Genomic DNA, 21,167 nt, shown 5'->3' with positions numbered 1-21,167 from the left:
CAAACCGATTGAGCCCATGCTGAAACACTGAGCCAATCGTCGTATTGCCCCGAGAGCCGCCCGGCGTGGCGAAAAAACGCGAAATAGGCGACAATACCGCGCCGATTTTTCACTCGACTCAACTATTCAGGAAGCCTGATGACTGCAGCCACGTCCTCCGATACCGTTGCGAACCTGACCCCTTGGGAGCGTTACCAAAAGGATCTTGAACGCCCGGATTTTCACAAGGACCCCGCCCAGGTAGATGCAGTCCAACGCCTGCAGTCACTGTACGATAAATTGGTGGCTGCTGAAAACGAGCGCAACAAAGGGTTGGCCAAACTGCGCCGCAAACTCAAGAAGGGCCGGGAAGAGCCGGTTAAAGGCCTGTATTTCTGGGGCGGCGTTGGCCGGGGTAAAACCTATCTGATGGACACCTTTTTTGAGTCGCTGCCATTCGAGCGCAAGATGCGGGTGCACTTCCACCGTTTTATGCAGCGCGTTCACAACGAATTGAAGGCTTTGAAAGGGGAGAAAAACCCCCTTGAGATGGTGGCTAAAAAGTTTGCGGACGAGACCCGTGTCATCTGTTTCGACGAGTTCTTTGTTTCCGATATTGGCGATGCCATGATCCTTGCCACGCTGATGGATGGGCTTTTTGGTCGTGGTGTTACCTTGGTGTGTACGTCCAATATCGTCCCCGATGGCCTTTATAAAGATGGTCTCCAGCGCGCGCGGTTCCTGCCTGCCATTGAGCTGGTAAAGAAGTACACCGATGTGGTGAATGTGGATGGCGGCGTGGACTATCGCCTGCGTACCCTGGAGCAGGCAGAGCTTTATCACTGTCCGCTGGATGATGAGGCGGATATCAGCTTGCGGAACAGTTTCGACGCCCTGGCCGTCGAAGCGGCGAAGCACAGTAAAACCATGGAAATCAACGGTCGCAAGATTCCGGCCCAGGCCCACGCAGACGATGTGGTCTGGTTTGACTTCAAAGACGTGTGTGACGGCCCCCGGAGTCAGAACGATTACATCGAAATGGCGCGCCAGTTCCACGCCATTATCGTCAGCAATGTACCGGTGCTTGGTGGCGACAAGGACGACCAGGCGCGCCGTTTTATCAACATGATCGATGAGTTCTACGACCGCAACGTCAAGGTCATTATCTCTGCTGCGGCGCCCATCACCGAGCTCTATTCGGGCGGGCGCCTGAGCTTTGAATTCGAGCGCACGGAATCCCGGTTGCTGGAAATGCAATCCCAGGAGTATCTCGAAGCGCCCCACAAACCATAACCAGAATCATAAAGAACCAACAGAGAGGTCACAGCATGAGTCAGGACAACGTTGTCATCGTGAGCGGTGTTCGCACCCCCATGGGTGGTTTTATGGGTAGTCTTGCCCCGGTTTCCGCGCCGGAACTGGGCGCAATTGCCATCGCTGAGGCGGTGAAGCGCGCCGGCCTGCAGCCTGCCGATATTCAGGAAGTCATTATGGGTAACGTGCTGCCGGCTGGCCTGAAGCAGGGGCCCGCTCGCCAGGCCATGCGCAAGGCGGGACTGCCAGACAGTACTGGCGCCACCACCATTAACAAACTTTGTGGCTCCGGCATGAAAGCGACCATGTTCGCCCATGACCTGATCAAAGCCGGCTCAAACGACATCATGGTAGCCGGTGGCATGGAGAGTATGTCCAACGCGCCTCACATTTTGCTGGGCGCCCGCCAGGGCTACCGCATGGGGCCTGGGCAGGCGCCCCAGGACCATATGTTCCTGGATGGCCTCGAAGACGCCGAGACTGGCCGTTTGATGGGATCTTTCGCCCAGGAAATGGCGGACAAGAAAGGCTATACCCGGGAAGAAATGGACAACTACGCGATTTCCTCCCTGAATCGTGCCAAGAAAGCGATTGAAGAAGGCCTGCTCAAAGAAGAGATCATCCCCGTTACCGTCAAGACCCGTAAGGGAGAGGTGGTAGTAGAGGATGATGAGCAGCCCCACAACGCCAACATTGAGAAGATTCCGACACTGCGCCCGGCGTTTGCCAAAGACGGTACCGTGACTGCGGCAAACGCGTCTTCCATTTCTGACGGCTCCTCAGCACTGGTGCTGATGCGTGAATCCGAAGCCGAAAAACGTGGCCTCAAGCCCCTGGCGCGGATCGTTGCCCATAGCACTCAGTCCCAGCATCCCAGCGAGTTCACCTGTGCGCCAGTGGGCGCGATCCAGACACTTTTCCAGAAAACCGGCTGGACCAAGGACGATGTTGACCTTTACGAGATCAACGAAGCCTTCGCCATGGTGGCCATGATGCCTATCAAAGAGCTGGGCCTGGATCCGGACAAGGTGAATATTCACGGTGGCGCCTGTGCCCAGGGGCATCCGGTTGGGTCTACCGGTTCCCGTCTTCTGGTTACCCTGATGCATGCCCTCAAGCGCTATGGCAAAAAGAAGGGTGTTGCCGCGCTCTGCATCGGTGGTGGTGAAGCCACCGCAATGGCGATCGAAATGCTGTAAGACGACAGGTGGTTGCACTCCTGAATCTTGTCTATAGTGAGGGAGTGCGAGCCCCGGCTGAACAGAGAGTGACAGCAAAATCATACTTTTGACTGATCAAAGCCCCCGAAAGGCTTAGCTATAGTGCAATCATCACGGCACTGTGTGTACAGCCGTCAGGACACCTAACACCAGAACAATCGAGCAGCGACTCAGAACAACAACGGAGTAGCCTTCCAATGACAAGAAAAACTCAACCGTGGCAGCGTTGGACCAAGTTACCACTTGCCGTAGCCATAGCCGCCGGCGTGTCCGGCCAGGCAGCAGCATACTCGTTCTACATGGGTGATGTTGAGGCTCAGTTCAATACCACGTTATCTGCCGGTGCTTCCTGGCGAGTAGAAGAAGCTGACAAGCGTCTTCTGGCTCCGCATGATGGGCGGGGTACTGCTTCCACCAACAACTATGACGACGGTAATCGCAATTTCGACAAAGGCGATACCATCTCCAAGATCGTCAAGGGTAACAGTGAGCTGTTCCTGGATTATGCAGTCGACAGTCAGTATCTGACCCGCGTAGGTGGTTTTGTTCGTGGCCGCTATTGGTATGACTTCGAGCTCAAAGACGAGAATCGCCGTTACGTAGAGCTCAACGAGAAAGCAAAGGATAATGCCTCAGGCGGCGAAATCCTCGATGCCTACGTGTTTTCTGACTGGTACTTCGGCAACATCCCTGTGAGCCTGCGCTATGGTAAGCAGGTAGTGAGCTGGGGTGAGAGTACGTTTATCCAGGGTGGTATCAACACCATCAACCCGGTAGATGTTCGGGCGTTCCGTGCTCCAGGCTCCGAATTGAAGGATGCGTTGCTGCCGGTTGAGATGTTCTACATGTCTGCCGGTGTCACTGAAAACGTCTCCGTTGAAGCCTTCGTTCAGGCCAAATGGGAGCCGGTGCGCCCGGACGATTGCGGAACCTTCTTCTCTACCATTGATTTTGTCGCCGATGGCTGCGGCCCTATCTGGCCGTCAGGTGCAGTGAGCGAAGCACAAAGTCAGCTGCTTGATGCAACAGATGCATTGGGCCTTGGCGGCTACGCCATTAATCGCCTTGCCGATGTAGAGGCAGACTCCAAGGACCAGTTCGGTGTGGCTGTTCGTTGGTATGTGCCTGAACTGAATGATTCTGAGTTGGGCTTCTATTACATCAAGTACAACAGCCGCCTGCCGTACGTAAGCGGTGTGCTGAACGACGGTCCTGGGCCCCAGGCGGGTGGGTTCCCTGAGTACTTTATGGAGTACCCGGAGAACATTGACCTCTACGGTATCAGTATCAACACAACCACGCCCGGCGGCTGGTCACTGGGTGCCGAGTACAGCTTCCGTGAGGATGTGCCCCTTCAGTGGAACGCCTTTGAGCTGATCTATGCTGGTCTGCAGCTGCCGGGGCCCGATGGCCCAGTGAGTCTTCTGCAGCGTCAGCGTCAGGAAGAGCTGGGCACAACCGATATTAATGGTCTGAGGGCGTCCGGTAACGATCGCTTTAACGTATCCCAGTTCCAGTTCACTCTGATCAAGTTCTTCGATCAGGTTATGGGCGCCAGCCGTCTGTCCCTGATCAATGAAGTAGGCATGACTTGGGTCCACGATCTGCCCGGTTATGACGAGGCACGTTATGGCCGCTCCGGCACCTTCGGCGTTGGTCCAGTGCCGACCTCTCAGGGTGATGCCTGTTCTCAGCCAGTTATAGGTGGCGCGCCGCTTAACCTGAATACTGACTACTGTGAAAACGACGGCTTCACCACTGATTTCTCCTGGGGTTACCGTACCCGTCTGGTATGGGACTACCCGAACGTGTTTGCAGGTGTAAACCTGTTGCCGCAGCTGGCCTGGAGCCACGACGTAGAAGGTTATTCCCCGCAGCCGGGTGGTGCCTTCAACGAAGGAAGCAAGGCGCTTGGTCTGTCCGTTCAGGCGGTTTATCAGAACAAGATCACAGGCAACATCGGCTACACAAACTTTTTCGGTGGCAAACCGTATAACGAGTTGACCGACCGTGATTTCGTGAGTGCGAGCGTTTCCTACTCATTCTGAACCGGACCGAATTCGTTCAACGAGGTAATTTAGATGAAATTAAACAAGAAACTACTGGCCACAGGTGTACTGGCTGCAAGTCTCTTTACCGGTCAGGCCTGGGGCGCGGTTTCTGCAGAAGAAGCGGCCAAGCTGGGCGATACTCTGACCCCGATGGGTGCAGAGAAGTCTGGTAATGGCGGTGCCATCCCGGCATGGACCGGCGGGTTAACAACTCCGCCGGCGGGCTACAAGGGCGACGGTATCTATGTAAATCCGTTCCCGAATGAGCAGCCCGAGTTTGTCATTGATCAGAGCAATGTTGATCAATATGCCGACAAGCTGTCTCCGGGCCAGGTGGCGATGATTCGCCAGTACGCCGATTACAAGATTCCGGTCTATCCGACCCATCGTACGGCGGCTTACCCGAAAGAAGTGATGGATGAGACCGTTGAGAACGCCACCAAAGTGGAGTTGATTCAGGACGGTAACGGGCTGGGCAATTACGAGAGTGCAACGCCGTTCCCGATTCCCCAGAACGGCCTCGAAGCTATCTGGAACCACATTACCCGGTATCGCGGTGGTTCGGTGCAGCGGAACGTTGGCCAGGTCACTCCTACAGCTGGTGGCGACTACTCAGTGGTCAAGTTCCAGGACGAACTGACATGGCGTACTTACCTGAACGATTATCAGCCAGGTGAAGACGACAACGTTCTGTTCTACTTCAAGCAGGCTATTACTGCGCCAGCGCGTCTGGCGGGTAACGTACTGCTGGTACATGAAACGATTGATCAGGTGAAAGAACCGCGCCGGGCGTGGATCTACAACGCCGGTCAGCGTCGGGTTCGTCGTGCTCCGCAGGTTGCCTACGATGGTCCGGGTACTGCGTCTGATAGCATGCGTACCTCTGACAACTTCGACATGTACAACGGCGCTCCCGATCGCTACAACTGGGAACTGCTGGGCAAGAAGGAAATGTACATTCCGTACAACTCCTACAAGCTGGTGGATCGCGGCCTGAGCTACGATGAAATCATCAAAGCCGGACACATCAATCAGGATCTGACCCGTTACGAGCTGCACCGTGTGTGGCACGTGCGTGCAACCCTGAAGGACGGTGAGCGGCATGTATACGCCCAGCGTGACTTCTACATTGATGAGGACTCCTGGCAGGCAGCGGTTATCGATCACTACGATGGCCGTGGCGAGCTCTGGCGTGTCGCTGAAGCCCACGGAATGCAGTTCTACGATCAGAACGTGCCCTGGTACGCGATCGAAGTACTGTACGATCTGCTCTCCGGTCGTTACCTGGCTCTTGGCCTGACGAACGAAGAGAACCAGCCGTACACCTTCGGTGTCGAGCGTCAGTCGCGGGATTACACGCCGGCGGCTCTGCGTCGCGCTGGAACCCGTTAATAACAGCGTTTCACCGCTGTCAGGAAAAGCGAGCCTTTACGGCTCGCTTTTTTTTGGCCGTTGGTAAGTGTCTCCGCGTTAAAAAATCGCCTCTAACCTCTTTTTTCCCCGTCAATTTTTTGCAGCAAGCACCTGCTTTGGTTTAACCTCTCCCTCAAGACTCATACTAAAGGCGTACCCCATGCAGGACGCCATGCCGTTTTCGGCCTAAGCAAGACTCTTATTTTCCGGTTTGGGCGTTCGTCCGGCCGGTTTCAAACGGGGCAGTGCGTGAAATCCTTTAAAGAAGGCTGTGCAGCCAACGACGAGTTCCAGACCGCGAACTCCAGTTTACAGAGCGGTGAGCTGGTGCGAGATCTTATGGAGCACCGGCTGAGGGTGCCATCTGTACCAGACGATACCCTGGCGAGGCCGAATCTGGATCGAATGATATGCCAGGCCTTGCAAGCCGGTAGACTGCTACAGCTAGAAGCACCCGGAGGTTACGGCAAGACTCACGCCCTGGTCAGTGCGCTGGCCAGTGCACCGGACGTGAATGTTCGCTGGATCTCCCTGAACGCCGGGGACAACGCTCCCTCCCGTTTTCTTTCCATACTTGCGATGGCATTGGGATTGGCAGAGGTACTGCCGCCGAATGGTGGAACCTTTGAAGACCATTTGACGATGCTTCTGGTCAATCGGGATCGGCAGGCCCGCGAGGTCAGAGAAGTACTGGTTCTGGATAATGTCCATCATCTTACCAACCCGGCGGTCAGCGGCTTATTGCACCAGTTGGTTACCCACCTGCCTTCGGGTCTTTCAGTTGCTATGGCTTCTCGGCTTCCGGTGCCATTTGAGAGCCACACACTGGAATTGAATGGCAACTACACCAGGCTGGGTCCCGATATCCTGGAGTTTTCACGGTCTGAAACCTTTGAGTTTTTTGCGAAAGCGCGCTCCGACAGCCTTATTACCAGCGTCGCGATTGATCATTTATTCGGGCTGACTGAAGGTTGGCCAACGCCACTGGCACTGTATCGGCGGGAGCTGAAACAGGGCGGGGAGCGTCGGGCCCTGCACGAAACCCCTTCGGTAGAGCGTTTCCTGAAAGACTGTATTGCGGCCCAGCTGGGGTCCGCTCAGTTGAAATCACTGCGGGCGATTGCCGAGCTGGACAGCTGTTCGGATGAGTTGTTTTTCGCTATCGAGCCCTCCGTGTCAGAGTCGGGGATGCCACCGTCTGAGGCTGCTGATCGTGGTCTGCCCCTGAAGCCGGTCCCTGGCCGGGGCCGGTGGTATCGCCTGAACCCATTGCTACAGGCCTGGCTGCAAACCCCGGTGATGGGGGGCTACATCACCCGAATGCTGATGGCCAGCCGATGGTTCGAGCAGCGCCAGCAATTCCCGGAAGCATTAAAGTATGCGGTCTTGGCCGGCGATAGCGATGAGGTTGTGCGCATTGCATCCGAGAGTACCGAGGCGCTGTTACTGGGCCAGGATACTGCCTCTTTGTTGAGCTTGAGAAAAAACCTGCCTGCAGAATTGCTGGAGCGAAGCGCCCGGCTGCGTATTGTTTACGGCTGGGTACATGCCATTGGTGGTCAGTTCCAGCAGGCAAAGCAACTTCTTGAGGGCTTCAACGACCGGGATCGGAAAGAGCACGAGGGCCGCATCTACGCTTTGAAGGCGTTTATATTGCGCGGTGAGGGCTTTGTGCAGCCCGCGTTGGCCATGGCTGACAAGGCGCTGGCGATGGGTAGTATGTCGACCCAGGCGCAGCTGGTGACTCAAATTGTTCGTTCGAGCGCGCTTTGTGCGGCCGGGTCTTTTCAGGAGGCTCGGGATGCCAATCGTGTTGCTTCCAAGCTGGCCCGCGAAGCTGGCGATTCGGGGTCCGAGGCCCTGGCGGTGTACGCCCACGCCCGCATTGAACTGGGTAAGGGGGCACTGCGCCACGCGGAGCAACTTTTGCGAACCGGGCTGGATACGGCCATGCAGGAGCTCAGCCGGCCGGCACGAATCGGGGAAACCCGCCTGCAACTGAATCTGGTCCTGGTACTCTGGCATCAGGGCCGTCTGACGGAAGCCGATCGACTGCTGGTCAACTGTGCCCGTCATGCCGAACAGACCCGTGATCTTGGGTTGCTGCTCGCCATGGCGTTGAGGGTGCTGATGTGTCGCGCTCAGGGCCGGATGGATGATGCCTTCGTCTGGGTGGGTCGGGCAGAGCGCACCATGCATACCTGGCAGGTGGATGAGAGCCTGTACGTACCGGTGCTGGAAGCGTTAAAAGCCAGTTGTTGGCTGGCCCAAGGCCAACACGACAGTGCGACGCAGGCGATCGCCAAACTGGAACCTTACCGTAAAGGTGGATGTGTACCAGAGCTTTTCCCGATGATGCCAGGCCTGCTGGATTGCCTGCAGGTGCGGGCTGATATGGCCAATGGCGACCTGGTGAGAGCCCGGGAACATCTGGATGCTGTCTCTGAGAAATACGAGGGCAGCATGCCCTGGGGGCTTCAGCTGCATGCAGGTTTGCTGGATGCTGTTCTGCTGGAAGCCGAGAAAGGCCTTCCTGCCGCTCGGAAGAGGCTGGAGAGTGTTGTCGCCCAGGCGAGCCGGGAGCACTTTATTAGCCCGTTCGCAGAACTGATGAAAGAGCTCGGGCCGCTGATGGACAAATGCTATCGCCATCTGGATAACGGGCCCTTTACCGCAGCGCTTGGGCAGCTGTTTGGTTGTGAGCCAGTGGTAACGGCGACAGATCCCCTGGCCGAACCCATCAGCGATCGGGAGCAGGGCGTTCTGGAATTGATCGCCCAGGGGCTATCAAACCAGGAAATCGCCGACAAATTGCACATTTCGCTGCATACCGTGAAAACCCACGCCAGAAGGATAAACGCCAAGCTGGATGTTAAATCACGGACACAGGCAATTGTCCGGGCCCGGGAGCTGGGGCTGCTGTAATACCGCAGCCCCGCAGGGATTATTCGTTAGCTGTTCTCGGCCAACAGTGTTTCAATTCGCTGGTCTTTCTCCGCCCAGATCTCACTTACCCATCGCTGGAAGTCGACCCTGACCTCCCGGTTGTTTTCGTAATCCATTCCAAGAAAACGCTCCGGCACTTCGCGGGTGCGAATATCGATCACGATCTTGCGCACCCGTCCGCACAGGTAGTCCCAGATGCCGGGTCGACCACCGGGATACACGATAGTGACATCCAGCATGGTATGAATCATCTCGCCCATGGCGCCAAACACAAAGGCCGTGCCGCCCGCTCTGGGTTTCAGCAGGTGCTTGTAGGGTGAGTTCTGGCGCTGATGTTTTTCCGGGGTGAAACGGGTGCCTTCCATAAAATTGAAAATGGTCACGGGTGTGTACCGGAATTTTTCACAGGCGGCCTTTGTCGCTTCAATGTCCTTGCCTTTCAGTTCCGGGCGTTTGGCGATCTGTTCCTTGGTATGTCTGTGCATAAACGGGAAATCCAGAGCCCACCAGGCAACTCCTAACAAAGGCACCCAGATCAGCTGCTTTTTCAGGAAGAACTTCAGCAGTGGGATTTTGCTGTTCAGTACATATTGAATAGCGGGAATGTCAGCCCAGCTCTGATGGTTGCAGGTGACAAAATACCAGTGCTCCTTGCTGAGTTCTTCCGCACCACGGACCTCCCATTCCACCCGGTGGAGCAGATTCATCAGGGTGTTGTTGAAGCCGATCCAGTACCAGGCAATGGCATTCAGCACGATAGTGCACGCCTTACGAAACGGCTGGACTGGAGCAACGAGTTTGGCCAGTGCTACCAGCAACAGTAGCGGAAGAAACAACAGGGTGTTGATCAGTATCAACAGCACCGCAAGGATGCCTTTTAGCGGCGCGGGCAGGAAATCAAGCATCGGAGAATCTCGAATCTGTCAGGTTCAGGGATTAGCCTTCAAACGGGCTCAGTTGGCCACCGGATCCACCGGGCAGGAGCGTCGTGTCCGGAATGGCGGATGCCAGCCGTTCAAACTGCGCAGGGGTCCGGTCACCCAGCAGGGTTCTGAATTCCTCGTCGTAGAACTCCAGATTGTTGTAACGGATCATGGCGCGAATCTCTTTTATGTACTCCTCACCACGCTCGGAATAGCCAAGCAGGCCTTCTGCAAGCTCCCACCCAGACAGGGGTTTCTGGGCATTGCGATCAGCGAGCCGAATATCACGAACTGTTTGATAGGTGGGATGACGGTTCAGATTCTGAATGTAGGAGCGCACGGAGTAATAAGGTGACGGGAATTTTGCCACTTCGTGATTGGCACCTTCGATTCGGCTCTGCGGCACCAGCCCGCAGCCCCGGGAGAAGCACCATTGACCAAAGAGATTGTTGCCTTCGGTCGCAAACCGGGAGGTCCCCCAGGCGGATTCATTCGCTGCCTGAGCCAGGATCAGAGACGGAGGAATGACATCGAGGCGTTTCCGAAGCAGGTCGAACTGCTGGTCAGTTCCGGCCTCGGCCTCAATGCGCAGTCGATCCCCCTGGCTTGTTAGCCATGCGAGTTCATCTTTGGTCAGTGCCGCCTTTTCTTCAAGCGAAGCCAGATATTCACGCTCAAGCAGAATACGGGAATTGGCGAGAACAATTCTGGGGTAGAGGTAAGAGAAGAACGCGACTTTCTTTTCGGTGGTATCCTGGTAAATCGAGAAGTCCGGGAGGCCCTCATTCGCCCATTTTGGAAGTGGAGGCAGGGAAGACAGGGTAACCTCGCCTTCCCCTTCTCCCGGCAGGGTATTCTGACTGGCGGTTGGCGTGTAGATGGCACCCGCAACAGCAAACGCAAACAACGGTACGAACAGCATCAGCGCCCGGTTAACTGCAGTCATAAACCCCTCGTTACTATCGATATGGCTTGAATTATAACAGGTTATACGGGGCTGTCCGCGGTTCAGGTTTTAAGGCGCAGAGGATTCCTCAACAAGGGTTGCGAGCAATAGCCCGGTTTTCATTTCCGGGCCGGTATCGTCGCTGATAACCAGGAAGACCTGGTTGCCGGCCGCGGTATAGAAGCCGCGCATCTCGTATTCTCCGGCGCTGGTAATCGAAATGCCCCCTTCCAATGTTGTTGTGAAGCTGCCATTAAACTGCATCGGCAGTTCTTCAGGGGCCACCACCTCGTTGTCTTCGATAAGGTGGTTCACCATCATGGTTGTGCCCTCGAAGCTGGCAGAACTGTTCGCCAGGGTCAGCTGTGCATTGTTCACGTGGTAGAGCCGGTTTTCCTCCTGCGTCACGCCAACGATGGCGCCCTGTAACCGATAGGTGCCTTCTGTCAGTGCTCCGTCTGTGAGCGTTTTTCCTGCCACCAGGAGGCCACTGCCCAACGTGCCATCATTGAGGTTAAAGGCCATCAGATCCTGATTTGGGGTTGCCGCCCCCAGGCCCATGTCGGGGATGCCAAAGTTGGGGTCGTTGAAGTTGGTTCGTTCGTCGATCTCGTTGCGGAACAACCCCAGCCGCCCCATATAAATATCGCCCGAGCTCAGGCGGGAACGCCGGTTAATCAGATTCCAGGTGTCGTTGCTGGTATCGGGTGTGGCCACGCCACCGGAGGCGTCGCGGGCCAGGGTGAACTGGTCCACATTGGCGGTGCCGTTCAGAGTCTGACCGTTCGCTGAGCCGAATGCCCATTGACCATGTCCGGTTTCGAATGTTGCAGGCGCCCCATCGGCGAAGCGGGTGGCGAGGTAAGCCACATTATAGGCCTGTCCGGCCATATCGTAGATCTGGAATGCCTCCGCACGTTGGAGGTGTAGCTCGAATACGCTCAGGTAGTGGTTTTCGAGAGTGTTCCGGCGTTTGAGCTTGCCGTTATCATCTTCCAGCGCGATCGCTTTGCCGCCGGTGAAATAGTTGGTCAGTACCCGGTCTGGCCCGCTCTGGTCATTCACCGGTTCGGAAGTAAAGGCATCCAGATAGTACGGGTTTCTGGTCCAGCCATTGATCAGGCTGCTGTTTCGTTTGGTGATGGTTTGGTAAAGGGCTCTTCCCGCCAGCAAGCGAGCCGGTGTTTCGGTGGTCAGTGTGGCAGCGCCCGGGGCGCTGGAATGGCTGTTTCGTTCCCAGGTTTCGGTCCCGCGCTCAAAAAAGAGCTGCTCTGGAATACCGGAATTATTCCGCTCGAAAAAACCGTGAATCTGCGTTTGGCGATCGTAAGGTATGTCCGTGGCCAGAGACGTGATATTCAGGTTGAAGGCATCGAACGACGTGAGCGTCAGTGCGGGATACAAAAAGGCGCGGTTGTCCTCGGTCAGCCGCTCTACCTGAGCCATGCGTACGCCCCACTGGCCGGCTCCTGCTACATTGGATTCGCGAAACGTCTGGCCCAATTCCAGGCCGAGAAACACGGAGTTGTAATCCGCCGCACTGGCGGAAATCCGGTCTGAGGATGCCTGGCCGAGCAGTGCGTAGTCGGCCATATCTGCTACATAGCTGGCAAAATCAGCCCGGTCAGCCAGGGTAGAGGTCGCTTGGGTAACGTTAGCGTTCTCCGGAATATCAATCTCAAAATCGTGTACCTGGTCGGCCAGAGTTCCCCATACATACTTGTTCAAGCAAGACGCGTTATCCACACAGTCCAACACGGTCTGAAAATCATAGGTGGAGTACCGGCGCCAGAGCACCTCGGTAACCAGGTAATGGGAAAAAGGGTTCACCTTTACATCCCGGTCGGCGTCTGCTGCCAGAGCGGTCATCGTGGCGGTGCCATAACGGGCCTCAATGATCACATCCGGACCAACGGGAACGCCATTATCAAAGGTCAGAATAAAGTGGCCGTCCGTCCCTTTTTCAGTGGAGTAACGAACATCATCAAAGGTTTGTGCGCTGGTGTTGGTGCGGTAAACCCGAACCTGATCGGGAATCACAATACGAAGGTTACGCCGTGTTTGCTCGCCCTCAGGTGCCAGATTAACGGGTAATTCCATGGTAACCCGTACCTGATTTGGCTTCAGGCCCCGGGCGTTGCTGGAATCCCCGGTACTGCCGGAACTGAAATCATCCAGCGCGTTCTGAGTGTTGCCAAACCGGTTGGGAATGTCTTTGGCGCCGTCAATCGCACTATCTCCGCCCCCACAGGCGGAAAGCAACAGGGAAGTAGCCAGTATGGAAGGGATTGTCAGTCTCATGAAAGCGCAGTCCGGTTTGCAAATGTCCGGACAGACTAGCAGTAATCAGGAGGGCAGGGCGTGAATGGCTGCACGAATCGGTCACCCGGCAAGGCGCCGGGTAACCGAGGCGAAGGGGTCAGAAGAAAATCTTGATACCGGCCAACACGCCCTCATCCAGATTCACATCTGGAGAACCGGCAAAATCCAGTTCTGTATTCAGGTAACGGTAACCGGCAAACACTTCCGCATTACGGATAACACGGTAGCTGCCCCGAAGTTCCACGCTGGTCATGTCGTCGGAATCTCCGAACGACAGAATGCTTGGAGCGTAGTGCAGGCTGCCGCCAAACGACAGACCGGGCACGGTCGGAATGTTCACCGTGGCGAAACCGCCAAGGCCGATGGCACCGCCATCAACATCGTCGTCATCCCAGCCGACGCCACGCATGCCGATGCCGGCAGTTGTTGGCAGATTCCCAAGGGCAGTGCGGCCCTGGGCATGAAAATCGGCGTTGATAATGTGGCGACTACCTTCATGGTAGGTGTATCCAGCACCCATTTGCAGCTCTTCCTGGCTGCCGAAGAAGTTAACCTGACCCTTGACCGAATCGTTGGTCAGACTCAGATCCAGGTCACTGGCCAGAACCGGAGCGGCGGCAAGAGAAAGCGCCAGTGCTGAGATGCGGGTAATCTTCATGTGTACACCTTTATTGCTGTCGTTATGAGAGCGTGGCCGGCGCAACTGCCGGTATATGCGATAGTTTCAACGTCAACGGATGTTAAACATCTGCCGGGTGGTTAACAACTTAAAAGCCCGTAAGTGGCTCGCAACCAACACGTTAGTGACGGGTAACCTCGCCGCCCTGGTCGAGATCATCGGGAGAGGCGTTTTCGGCCGGCACCCGATACTCCTCATTGGCCCAGGCACCCAAATCGATCAGTTTGCAGCGCTCAGAGCAGAAGGGGCGCCAGGGGTTGGTCTCGCTCCATTCCACGGATTTCTTACAGGTGGGACACTCTACATTCATGGCATGATTCCGGGCAGGTGACTTGCGGCTTCATCAGGATGTTGCAGAAGCCTGACAATATTGTTCCAGCACTGCCCGTAGCATTTCAAGGTTGACAGGTTTAGCCACAAAGGAATCCATGCCCGCTTCGCGGCAGCGTTCCTCGTCTTCTTCCATGGCGCTGGCCGTCAGTGCCACAACCGGTACCCGGCTGCGACCATGGTTGGTTTCCCAGGCCCGGAGCTGGCGTGTTGCTTCGTAGCCGTCCATCCGGGGCATAACGCAGTCCATGAAAACCACATCAAACTGGTGCCATTGCCACAGAGAGGATGCGGCCTGCCCGTCGTTTGCCGTCATGACTTCGCAGCCCAGTTTTTCCAGCAATCGCCGGGTAAGGGTGCGGTTTACGGGATTGTCTTCCACCAGCAGCACCCGCATCCGACCGCAAGGGATTTCTCGCTGGCGACTTCCGGCATCCGCCATGGTCTTCAGAGAAAAGCGGGTAAGAAACCGGCGTTCCTGTTGTGTGTCATGGGTAAACAGCTGGTTCAGGATCGGAATCAGGTAGGATTCCCGGAGAGACTTGCTCAAGAAGGCATCAGCACCGGCCTGGCGAAAATGCTCGGCGTCCCCTCGCTGGGGGTTGGAGGACAGGATCAGAAGCCTCATTTCGGTCCATTGCGGGTTGCTCCGTACCTGGCGGCACAGTAAATCCGCATCCATGTCGGGCACGAAGCCGTCCAGAATTGTAGCGTCGTAGGGTATGCCTGCATCAAAGGCTTGTCGCAGGGCGGTCAGTGCTTCCCCGGCTGACCGGACGGCATCAATATGAACATCGTAGCGGGATAGCATCTCCAGGGTAATCTTGCGTGACAGCTCGTAGGAATCAACGACCAGTACCCGTCGGCCCTGCACCTGCCGAGAATCCGGCCGCACCTTGGCAGAGCCATCGGTCGCCTCCTGGAGTGACAGTTCCACCCAGAAGGTAGAGCCCTCGCCGGGCCGGCTCTCCAGATCCATCGAGCCGCCCATCAAATCGACCAGTTGACGGCAGATGGTGAGCCCGAGCCCCGCACCAGGTAACTGACGCTGGAAGCGTTGACCAAGTTGAACATAGGGCTCGTATACCAGAGGTATATCCTCCGGATTTATACCAACCCCAGTGTCCTCAACCGCCAACCGAAGGCGCACTTTGCCTTCTTTTCTGCCCAGAACCTCAATGCTGATCAGCACATGGCCGGAATCTGTGAATTTAATGGCATTGGATAACAGGTTCAGCAACACCTGGCGAATGCGTACCGGGTCTCCCGTCAGCGCCCAGGGCAGGTTTTCATCCACCCGTACTTCCAGGGCCAGACCTTTTTCCCGGGCCCGGGAGCCAAGCATGTGAATCAGATCGTTCAGGGTTTCGCGCAGGTCAAAAGGAATAGCTTCAAGCTCCAGCTTGCCGGCTTCCATGCTGGAGATATCCAGCAGGTCATTGATGATGGAAGACAGGCTTTCCGAGGCATTGAGCAGGGTATTCACATACTCCCGTTGCTCCTGGTCCAGAGGCGTGTCGGTCAGCAAATTGGCGTAACCGAGGACAGACTGAAGCGGAATACGCAGCTCGTGGCTGACATTGGCCAGGAACTGATTCTTGGCGTGATTGGCTCGGATGGCTTCGTCCCGTTCGCCCTGAGTCTGGATGGTGGTCTGCCTTAATGAGCGGGTGTCTTCGAGAATCTGCAACCGCATTTTATTCAGTGCCTGTTCCAGTTCTGAAAGCTCATCGGGCCGGGAAGGGTTGCGCCGGCGCAGCTTGAGAGGTTCAACAAGCGCATCCAGATTCAGCTTGGCCGCATAGTCCGCCATGGTTTCCAGGTGGCGGGACAGTGCTACCCGTACAATCAACAGCAATCCCAATGTGCCCAGCATCACCACAATGGACTGGAACAGGAGATTCAGCAGGGCGCGATCGAGGATATCCTGGTATACCTGTTCAATAGACGAAACAATGGTCAGTTCCCCCACGCGTTGCGGACGGTCAAAACTGGAACGGTTGAATTCGAGGGGGAATGTCTGGGTAATTACCCGGCCTTCAGGGTAGGAGCCGGTACTGAATTCTTCGCCGGTGGTCGTGATTACCCGCGCATAGCCAATAAAAGGCATGGAACGCATGTCGTCCAGGCTATTGGCTACTTCGCTGAAATTCATCACCCACAGGTTGGTGCTCATGCCGCCGGCGATAAGTTCAGCGGCGCGCTCCTGACTGCTCTGCAATTCCGATTTCTGGCGTTCGAATTCGCCAATCATCTGAACACCCGTTACCACCAGTGACAATATCAGGCTGTACAGCAGCACCCACCCAAGCAACCGCAGTGCCAGTGGGCGCAAACCCAAACGCTTGAAGAACTGGTTTGAAGGCAAGGCACAAGTTCCCTGTGTCGACTACAAAATCACCAAGGTGCATCTTAACAGACGGATATCACTTCCACACGCATGATTGAATCTTCGTTCACAAATCGAAACCGAACATTCTTGTCGAACAGGTTGGCTCCGTAGATTCGTTGTTCATCCCGTCCACGGCGGAATGACGGGCGCGGGTCGTAACTGACGACATCCTCAATCAGGGCGCGGAAATCCGGATAGTCGGCCTCCGGAAGCTGGCTTAGCTGGTCAGAGGCATCTGGTGCGAAGGTCACCTCCAATCTGTCGGTCGGCGCACTGTCTGCCCAGCCCAGTGATGCCTCCGGGACGGAGTCCGAAAACGGCAGGTAGGGCTTGATGTCGAGAATTGGTGTGCCCTCAATAAGATCATGATTACTGATCTTCAGGACCAGTTCGCCATTCTTGCGAGCGAGGCCTTCGTTCCTGACGACTGACAGGCCAAGACTGTTCGGGCGAAAAGGCGAACGGCTGGCAAACACACCGATTTTCTTGTTACCCCCAAGCCTCGGGGGCCGAACCACCGGGCGCCATTCGGCGCGAACGGCTTCATGAAACTGGAAGGTAAGCCAGATATGGCTCGCTGACTCAAGCCCCCGGAAAGCGTCTTCACGATCAAAGGGACTTTGTATAACCAGTTCCGCGTGGGCATGGCGGGTAAGGCCGGGTTGCCGGGGAACGCCGAACTTGTCCTGAAAGCAGGAACGAGTGATGGCAATCGGTGTGAGCGTCAGAGCTTCCTCGGCGGGCCGGCTTTTATGCTGTGGTCTGCTCATTTCTGATGTCATTCCCGGTCAATGGTGCCTGCAAAGTACATTTCGATTCGGAATACGATTGACGCCTGGTCGTCAAACCCGTCATCGCGCCGATACTCCAGGGCCGGAATCAGCTCCGCGAACAGCCAATCGTCATACACCCGGTAGCGCCATGTGATATCTGTAAAGTAGCTTGTGGTGCGCCAGGTTGGCTGGCTCTCGCCAAGCACGCCAATACGAGGGGTGATCACCGACCGGGTATTCAGACGTTTCTGCACGCTGTGAACATGGGCCCCGACAAATTCGCGGTCAGAATGAATCCATTCCAGCTCGGATGAGTTGTAGTAATGCCAGCGGTTACCCAGTGAGCGGTTTAAACCAACCCAACTGCGAGCCCCCCAGCCTTCGGTATGATAATAGTAAAAACGTTGCTGGGCATTGAGTGCCCAATCGTTGTCGATTTTCCAGCCCTTGCGCGCTTTCATACGCCAGAAGAGTTCGGGTGGCAGCCTCAGTCGGCCACCAATATCGGTCGAGAGGTTGATGGCATCACCGACATCGGTCAGAAATCTCAGGGCGCCGGTTGTTTCAGTGTCGGTTCGCTCTGGCTCTGTCAGTTGCCTGTCCCGCTCACGCTCCGCCAGCGGGATCAGTTCTTCGCTTTCGCTTTCCACCACCAGCCTCAGCTTCTCCTCAGCGGTGGGAACATCGAGACGAAAGCGAAGCTCCGGCTCAAACTGGGCCGGATCGCTGTATTCAGATTCTGCTGCAAACCCCAGTCTCAGGTAGCTTTCGTTATTTGGCAGCGCCTGGGAAGAGCCGGACAGTGTTCGATCCGCCCATGCACCCAGGGACTGCACGGTTGGGCCATGCTGACGTTCCTGCCGAATAACCCAGTCGCTGACTCCCAGCCACCAGGAATCCCTGGGCTCTGCCCAGAACTCAGCGGGTTCGAAGGTATAGAACGAGATTGGCAGGCGCTCCGGCGCCAGAAGGGCGGGCACCGAGATGTCACGCATGGTGATGACCGGTTCTGCCGCTTTCGTGAAGGAACAAGCGAGGAGACCGGTGACAAGTGCAGTAAGAATAAGTGCGGGGCGGATCAGACTATGCTCCTTGGCTGAAATCCGCCAGAAAACGTTGATGCAGAGCGCGTACTGAAGTTTCCACACGCTCCAGCGGCTGGGCATTGTCGATAATCGCATCGGATTTTTCGCGGCGCGCGGCTCTGGACATTTGGGCAGCGAGTATCCGCTCCACCTGTTCGCGGCTATTCCCGTCTCTCGTCATGGTGCGATTAATCTGAGTTTCTTCCGGTACATCCACCACAACAATCCGCTCCACCAGTTCGTGCTGGTTGGTCTCCAGAAGCAGGGGAGAGACCAGCATCACGTAGGGCAGATTGTAATCCTCGGGTGATAACTGGCGGATCAGTTCCTGGCGGATAATGGGGTGCAACAATCCCTCCAGCCAGCGTCGTTGTTCCGGGTCCTCAAACACTTTTTGGCGCAGGGCAGCACGATCCAGTTCGCCGTTATCCTGAAGAATACTTTCGCCGAAGTGATCAGCGATGGCTATGAGGGCTTGTGTGCCTGGTTCTACGACCTGTCGGGCGACATCGTCAGCGTCCACCCAATGCACGCCAAGAGCGCCAAACATGCGTGCAACGGTGGATTTTCCGGAGCCAATACCTCCGGTGAGGCCGATAACCGAATAGCGGGACATTCAGACTCCTAGGTACCCGAACCATATGGCCTGGATTTCAGTCCCAAACCACAACGAGAGTAAGCCTGCAGCGGCCAGGTAAGGGCCGAAAGGAATCGGCACTTCACGCCCGTGTTTGCGGAATACCATCAGACTGATGCCCACTATCGCGCCCACCAGAGAGGAGAGCAGAATCACCGCAGGCAGCAGTTGCCAGCCCAGCCAGGCCCCCAGCGCCGCTAACAGCTTGAAGTCACCGTGCCCCATGCCTTCCTTGCCGGTGGCCAGTTTGAACAACCAGTACACGCTCCAGAGCGAGAGGTAACCTGCCACAGCGCCCCAGAAAGCGCTGCCAAAATCCGTCAGCACACCAAAGTAGTTAAGCACCAGGCCAAGCCACATCAGGGGCAGGGTGATGCCGTCTGGCAGGAGTTGTGTGTCGAAATCGATCATGGTCAGCGCCACCAGAGCCCAGACCATCAGCAGTGCCCAGAGCGCGGTCTCAGATGGCCCCAGCAGATAAACCGTTACGACGGAAAACACCGCAGTCAGTGCTTCAATGATGGGGTAACGCGGCGAAATACGTGTTTTGCACGAAGAGCATTTGCCACCAAGCATTAGCCAGCTGATGACCGGAATGTTCTCCCAGGCACGAATTTTGTGGCCGCAGGACGGGCAGGTGGAGGCCGGCGTTGAAAGAGTTGTCCGCTCATCTGACTTGCGGTCGCCCTCCGGCACTTCCAGAAACTCCTCGCACTGGCAGCGCCATTCCTGCTTCATCATTTTGGGCAGGCGAAGGATGACAACGTTCAGAAAACTACCGACGCAGAGAGAGACGAAAATGACGACCAGATAGAGAAGCCAGGGAGTGGACAGGATGGTTTCTAGGGGGAGCATTCAGGGACTCGATTAAATCTTTGTTTTGACCCCTCTCCCTATATAGGAGAGGGGCAGATGAAAAAGATGTGGTGAGTTAATCGTTAGACAACCTGACCCATCTGGAAGATGGGGAGGTACATGCCGATAATCAGGCCGCCAACCAGAACGCCGAGTACGGCCATAATCATGGGCTCCATCAGGGCTGTGAGGTTATCAACCATGTCGTCGACGACACCTTCATAATGTTCTGCGACTTTTTTCAGCATGTCATCCAGATTGCCCGACTCCTCGCCGATGGCGGTCAGTTGAACAGCCATTACAGGGAAAACACCCTGTTGCCGCATAGAGGCCTGCAGTTGGGTACCGCTAGAGACATCGTTTTTGATATTCATGACAGCGTCACGGTACACGGCATTGCCCGTCGCGCCAGCAACCGAGTCCAGTGCGTCAACGAGAGGAACGCCCGCCGCGAACGTGGTAGAGAGTACACGGCCGAATTTAGCTACAGCAGATTTGTCCAGGATTTCTCCGACAATCGGCAACTTCAATACATATTTATCGACGAAATCCGAGAATTTCTGGGACCTTCGCTTCGATTCTTTGAAAAGAAAAATCGTGCCGACGATTCCAAGCAAAACAATAAACCACCATGACTGAAGCCATTCGGATATCCGAATAATAAACTGCGTGAATACCGGTAGATCCGCCCCAAAGCCTTGGAACAAACTTTCAAACTGAGGAACCACCTTGATCAATAGAATAGCTGTAACGACAATCGCGACAACGATAACTGCAATTGGATAAGTCATGGCCTTTTTGACTTTTTTCTTCAGGATCTCCGTTTTCTCAAGGTAAGTCGCGATACGATCCAACATTTGTTCCAATGCACCTGCTTTCTCACCTGAGTCCACCAGGTTGCAATAAAGATCATCAAAATATTTTGGATGCTTGCGCAGAGAGGATGCGAACCCGGTACCGGAAGAAATGTCGTTCCGGATAGTCATCACCAGTTCCTGTAAGCCTTTATTTTCGAGGCCATCGGCAACGATATCGAAACTCTGAACCAGAGGGACACCGGCTTTCATCATGGTTGCTAGCTGACGGGTGAGCATTGCGATGTCGAAAGGCGTGATCTTCTTGCTGCCGCCAAACAGTGGCTTTGGCTTTTTCTTAACCTTATCCGGAATAATGCCCTGTTTGCGCAACTGGGCTTTTACCAAGGCGATATTGGAGCCCGCAAGCTCCCCTTTGGCTTTATTACCTTTGCGGTCTTTGCCTTCCCAAACGTATGCTTCGAGCTTCTGCGCTTTTTCTGCCATG

General features: G+C 55.7%; 16 protein-coding genes. 5 read left to right on the top strand and 11 right to left on the bottom strand.

Annotated features, from left to right (window positions below):
- Positions 1-174: 174 nt before the first annotated feature.
- From zapE to OZ656_RS13825, 5 genes are all read left to right on the top strand, one after another.
- Complete coding sequence (gene zapE, locus OZ656_RS13845) at positions 175-1,272, top strand: cell division protein ZapE (RefSeq protein WP_206769562.1); 1,098 nt, start codon at positions 175-177, stop codon at positions 1,270-1,272.
- Positions 1,273-1,307: 35 nt separating this feature from the next.
- On the top strand, positions 1,308-2,492 hold the full coding sequence (locus OZ656_RS13840) for a thiolase family protein (protein ID WP_224850063.1): 1,185 nt from the start codon (positions 1,308-1,310) through the stop codon (positions 2,490-2,492).
- Between the two features lie 218 nt (positions 2,493-2,710).
- Positions 2,711-4,561, top strand: coding sequence for a DUF1302 domain-containing protein (locus OZ656_RS13835; RefSeq protein WP_278350235.1), 1,851 nt, complete (start codon positions 2,711-2,713; stop codon positions 4,559-4,561).
- A gap of 33 nt (positions 4,562-4,594) precedes the next feature.
- Positions 4,595-5,956 carry a DUF1329 domain-containing protein gene (locus OZ656_RS13830; RefSeq protein WP_153741136.1) on the top strand — a complete coding sequence of 454 codons (1,362 nt, stop codon included), beginning with the start codon at positions 4,595-4,597 and terminating at the stop codon, positions 5,954-5,956.
- Between the two features lie 270 nt (positions 5,957-6,226).
- Positions 6,227-8,902, top strand: a complete 2,676-nt coding sequence (locus OZ656_RS13825; protein ID WP_379944648.1) for a LuxR C-terminal-related transcriptional regulator — start codon at positions 6,227-6,229, stop codon at positions 8,900-8,902.
- A gap of 26 nt (positions 8,903-8,928) precedes the next feature.
- Here OZ656_RS13825 and OZ656_RS13820 read toward each other — a convergent pair whose 3' ends face one another.
- The 11 genes from OZ656_RS13820 to OZ656_RS13770 form a co-directional block, all read right to left on the bottom strand.
- Entirely contained in the window at positions 8,929-9,828 is a 900-nt protein-coding gene (locus OZ656_RS13820; RefSeq protein WP_199452319.1) for an acyltransferase, read from the bottom strand.
- Positions 9,829-9,859: 31 nt separating this feature from the next.
- A complete protein-coding gene (locus OZ656_RS13815) occupies positions 9,860-10,792 on the bottom strand; it encodes a glucosaminidase domain-containing protein (RefSeq protein ID WP_379944647.1) in 933 nt (310 codons plus the stop codon).
- Between the two features lie 69 nt (positions 10,793-10,861).
- On the bottom strand, positions 10,862-13,093 hold the full coding sequence (locus OZ656_RS13810; protein ID WP_379944646.1) for a hypothetical protein: 2,232 nt from the start codon (positions 13,091-13,093) through the stop codon (positions 10,862-10,864).
- A 118-nt stretch (positions 13,094-13,211) separates the two neighbouring features.
- Entirely contained in the window at positions 13,212-13,772 is a 561-nt protein-coding gene (locus OZ656_RS13805) for a YfaZ family outer membrane protein (protein ID WP_023009053.1), read from the bottom strand.
- A gap of 142 nt (positions 13,773-13,914) precedes the next feature.
- On the bottom strand, positions 13,915-14,103 hold the full coding sequence (yacG, locus tag OZ656_RS13800) for a DNA gyrase inhibitor YacG (protein ID WP_011786133.1): 189 nt from the start codon (positions 14,101-14,103) through the stop codon (positions 13,915-13,917).
- Between the two features lie 33 nt (positions 14,104-14,136).
- Positions 14,137-16,491: a response regulator gene (locus OZ656_RS13795; protein WP_379944645.1), complete on the bottom strand. Its 2,355-nt coding sequence runs from the start codon at positions 16,489-16,491 to the stop codon at positions 14,137-14,139.
- Between the two features lie 44 nt (positions 16,492-16,535).
- Positions 16,536-17,285, bottom strand: a complete 750-nt coding sequence (gene tsaA, locus OZ656_RS13790) for a tRNA (N6-threonylcarbamoyladenosine(37)-N6)-methyltransferase TrmO (protein ID WP_114434283.1) — start codon at positions 17,283-17,285, stop codon at positions 16,536-16,538.
- Positions 17,286-17,293: 8 nt separating this feature from the next.
- Positions 17,294-18,283: a hypothetical protein gene (locus OZ656_RS13785; protein WP_379944644.1), complete on the bottom strand. Its 990-nt coding sequence runs from the start codon at positions 18,281-18,283 to the stop codon at positions 17,294-17,296.
- Positions 18,284-18,371: 88 nt separating this feature from the next.
- The gene (gene coaE, locus OZ656_RS13780; protein ID WP_379944643.1) at positions 18,372-18,989 is read right to left on the bottom strand and encodes a dephospho-CoA kinase; all 618 of its coding nucleotides are present in this window, start codon (positions 18,987-18,989) and stop codon (positions 18,372-18,374) included.
- Positions 18,990-19,865, bottom strand: coding sequence for a prepilin peptidase (locus tag OZ656_RS13775; RefSeq protein WP_379944642.1), 876 nt, complete (start codon positions 19,863-19,865; stop codon positions 18,990-18,992).
- Between the two features lie 83 nt (positions 19,866-19,948).
- The gene (locus OZ656_RS13770) at positions 19,949-21,166 is read right to left on the bottom strand and encodes a type II secretion system F family protein (protein WP_379944640.1); all 1,218 of its coding nucleotides are present in this window, start codon (positions 21,164-21,166) and stop codon (positions 19,949-19,951) included.
- Position 21,167 lies beyond the last annotated feature (1 nt).

The organism is Marinobacter sp. LM1, from assembly GCF_042763285.1.
GTDB classification, from domain to species: Bacteria; Pseudomonadota; Gammaproteobacteria; order Pseudomonadales; family Oleiphilaceae; genus Marinobacter; species Marinobacter nauticus.
This window is presented reverse-complemented; position numbering and strand designations above follow the sequence as displayed.

Bases quoted from the DNA above. Each gene is read 5' to 3' on its own strand.
- OZ656_RS13775 (WP_379944642.1), bottom strand. From the start codon at position 19,865: ATGCTCCCCCTAGAAACCATCCTGTCCACTCCCTGGCTTCTCTATCTG.
- OZ656_RS13840 (WP_224850063.1), top strand. From the start codon at position 1,308: ATGAGTCAGGACAACGTTGTCATCGTGAGCGGTGTTCGCACCCCCATG.
- OZ656_RS13815 (WP_379944647.1), bottom strand. From the start codon at position 10,792: ATGACTGCAGTTAACCGGGCGCTGATGCTGTTCGTACCGTTGTTTGCG.
- OZ656_RS13770 (WP_379944640.1), bottom strand. From the start codon at position 21,166: ATGGCAGAAAAAGCGCAGAAGCTCGAAGCATACGTTTGGGAAGGCAAA.
- OZ656_RS13805 (WP_023009053.1), bottom strand. From the start codon at position 13,772: ATGAAGATTACCCGCATCTCAGCACTGGCGCTTTCTCTTGCCGCCGCT.
- coaE (WP_379944643.1), bottom strand. From the start codon at position 18,989: ATGTCCCGCTATTCGGTTATCGGCCTCACCGGAGGTATTGGCTCCGGA.
- tsaA (WP_114434283.1), bottom strand. From the start codon at position 17,285: ATGAGCAGACCACAGCATAAAAGCCGGCCCGCCGAGGAAGCTCTGACG.
- OZ656_RS13835 (WP_278350235.1), top strand. From the start codon at position 2,711: ATGACAAGAAAAACTCAACCGTGGCAGCGTTGGACCAAGTTACCACTT.
- yacG (WP_011786133.1), bottom strand. From the start codon at position 14,103: ATGAATGTAGAGTGTCCCACCTGTAAGAAATCCGTGGAATGGAGCGAG.
- OZ656_RS13830 (WP_153741136.1), top strand. From the start codon at position 4,595: ATGAAATTAAACAAGAAACTACTGGCCACAGGTGTACTGGCTGCAAGT.
- OZ656_RS13810 (WP_379944646.1), bottom strand. From the start codon at position 13,093: ATGAGACTGACAATCCCTTCCATACTGGCTACTTCCCTGTTGCTTTCC.
- OZ656_RS13820 (WP_199452319.1), bottom strand. From the start codon at position 9,828: ATGCTTGATTTCCTGCCCGCGCCGCTAAAAGGCATCCTTGCGGTGCTG.
- OZ656_RS13785 (WP_379944644.1), bottom strand. From the start codon at position 18,283: ATGCGTGACATCTCGGTGCCCGCCCTTCTGGCGCCGGAGCGCCTGCCA.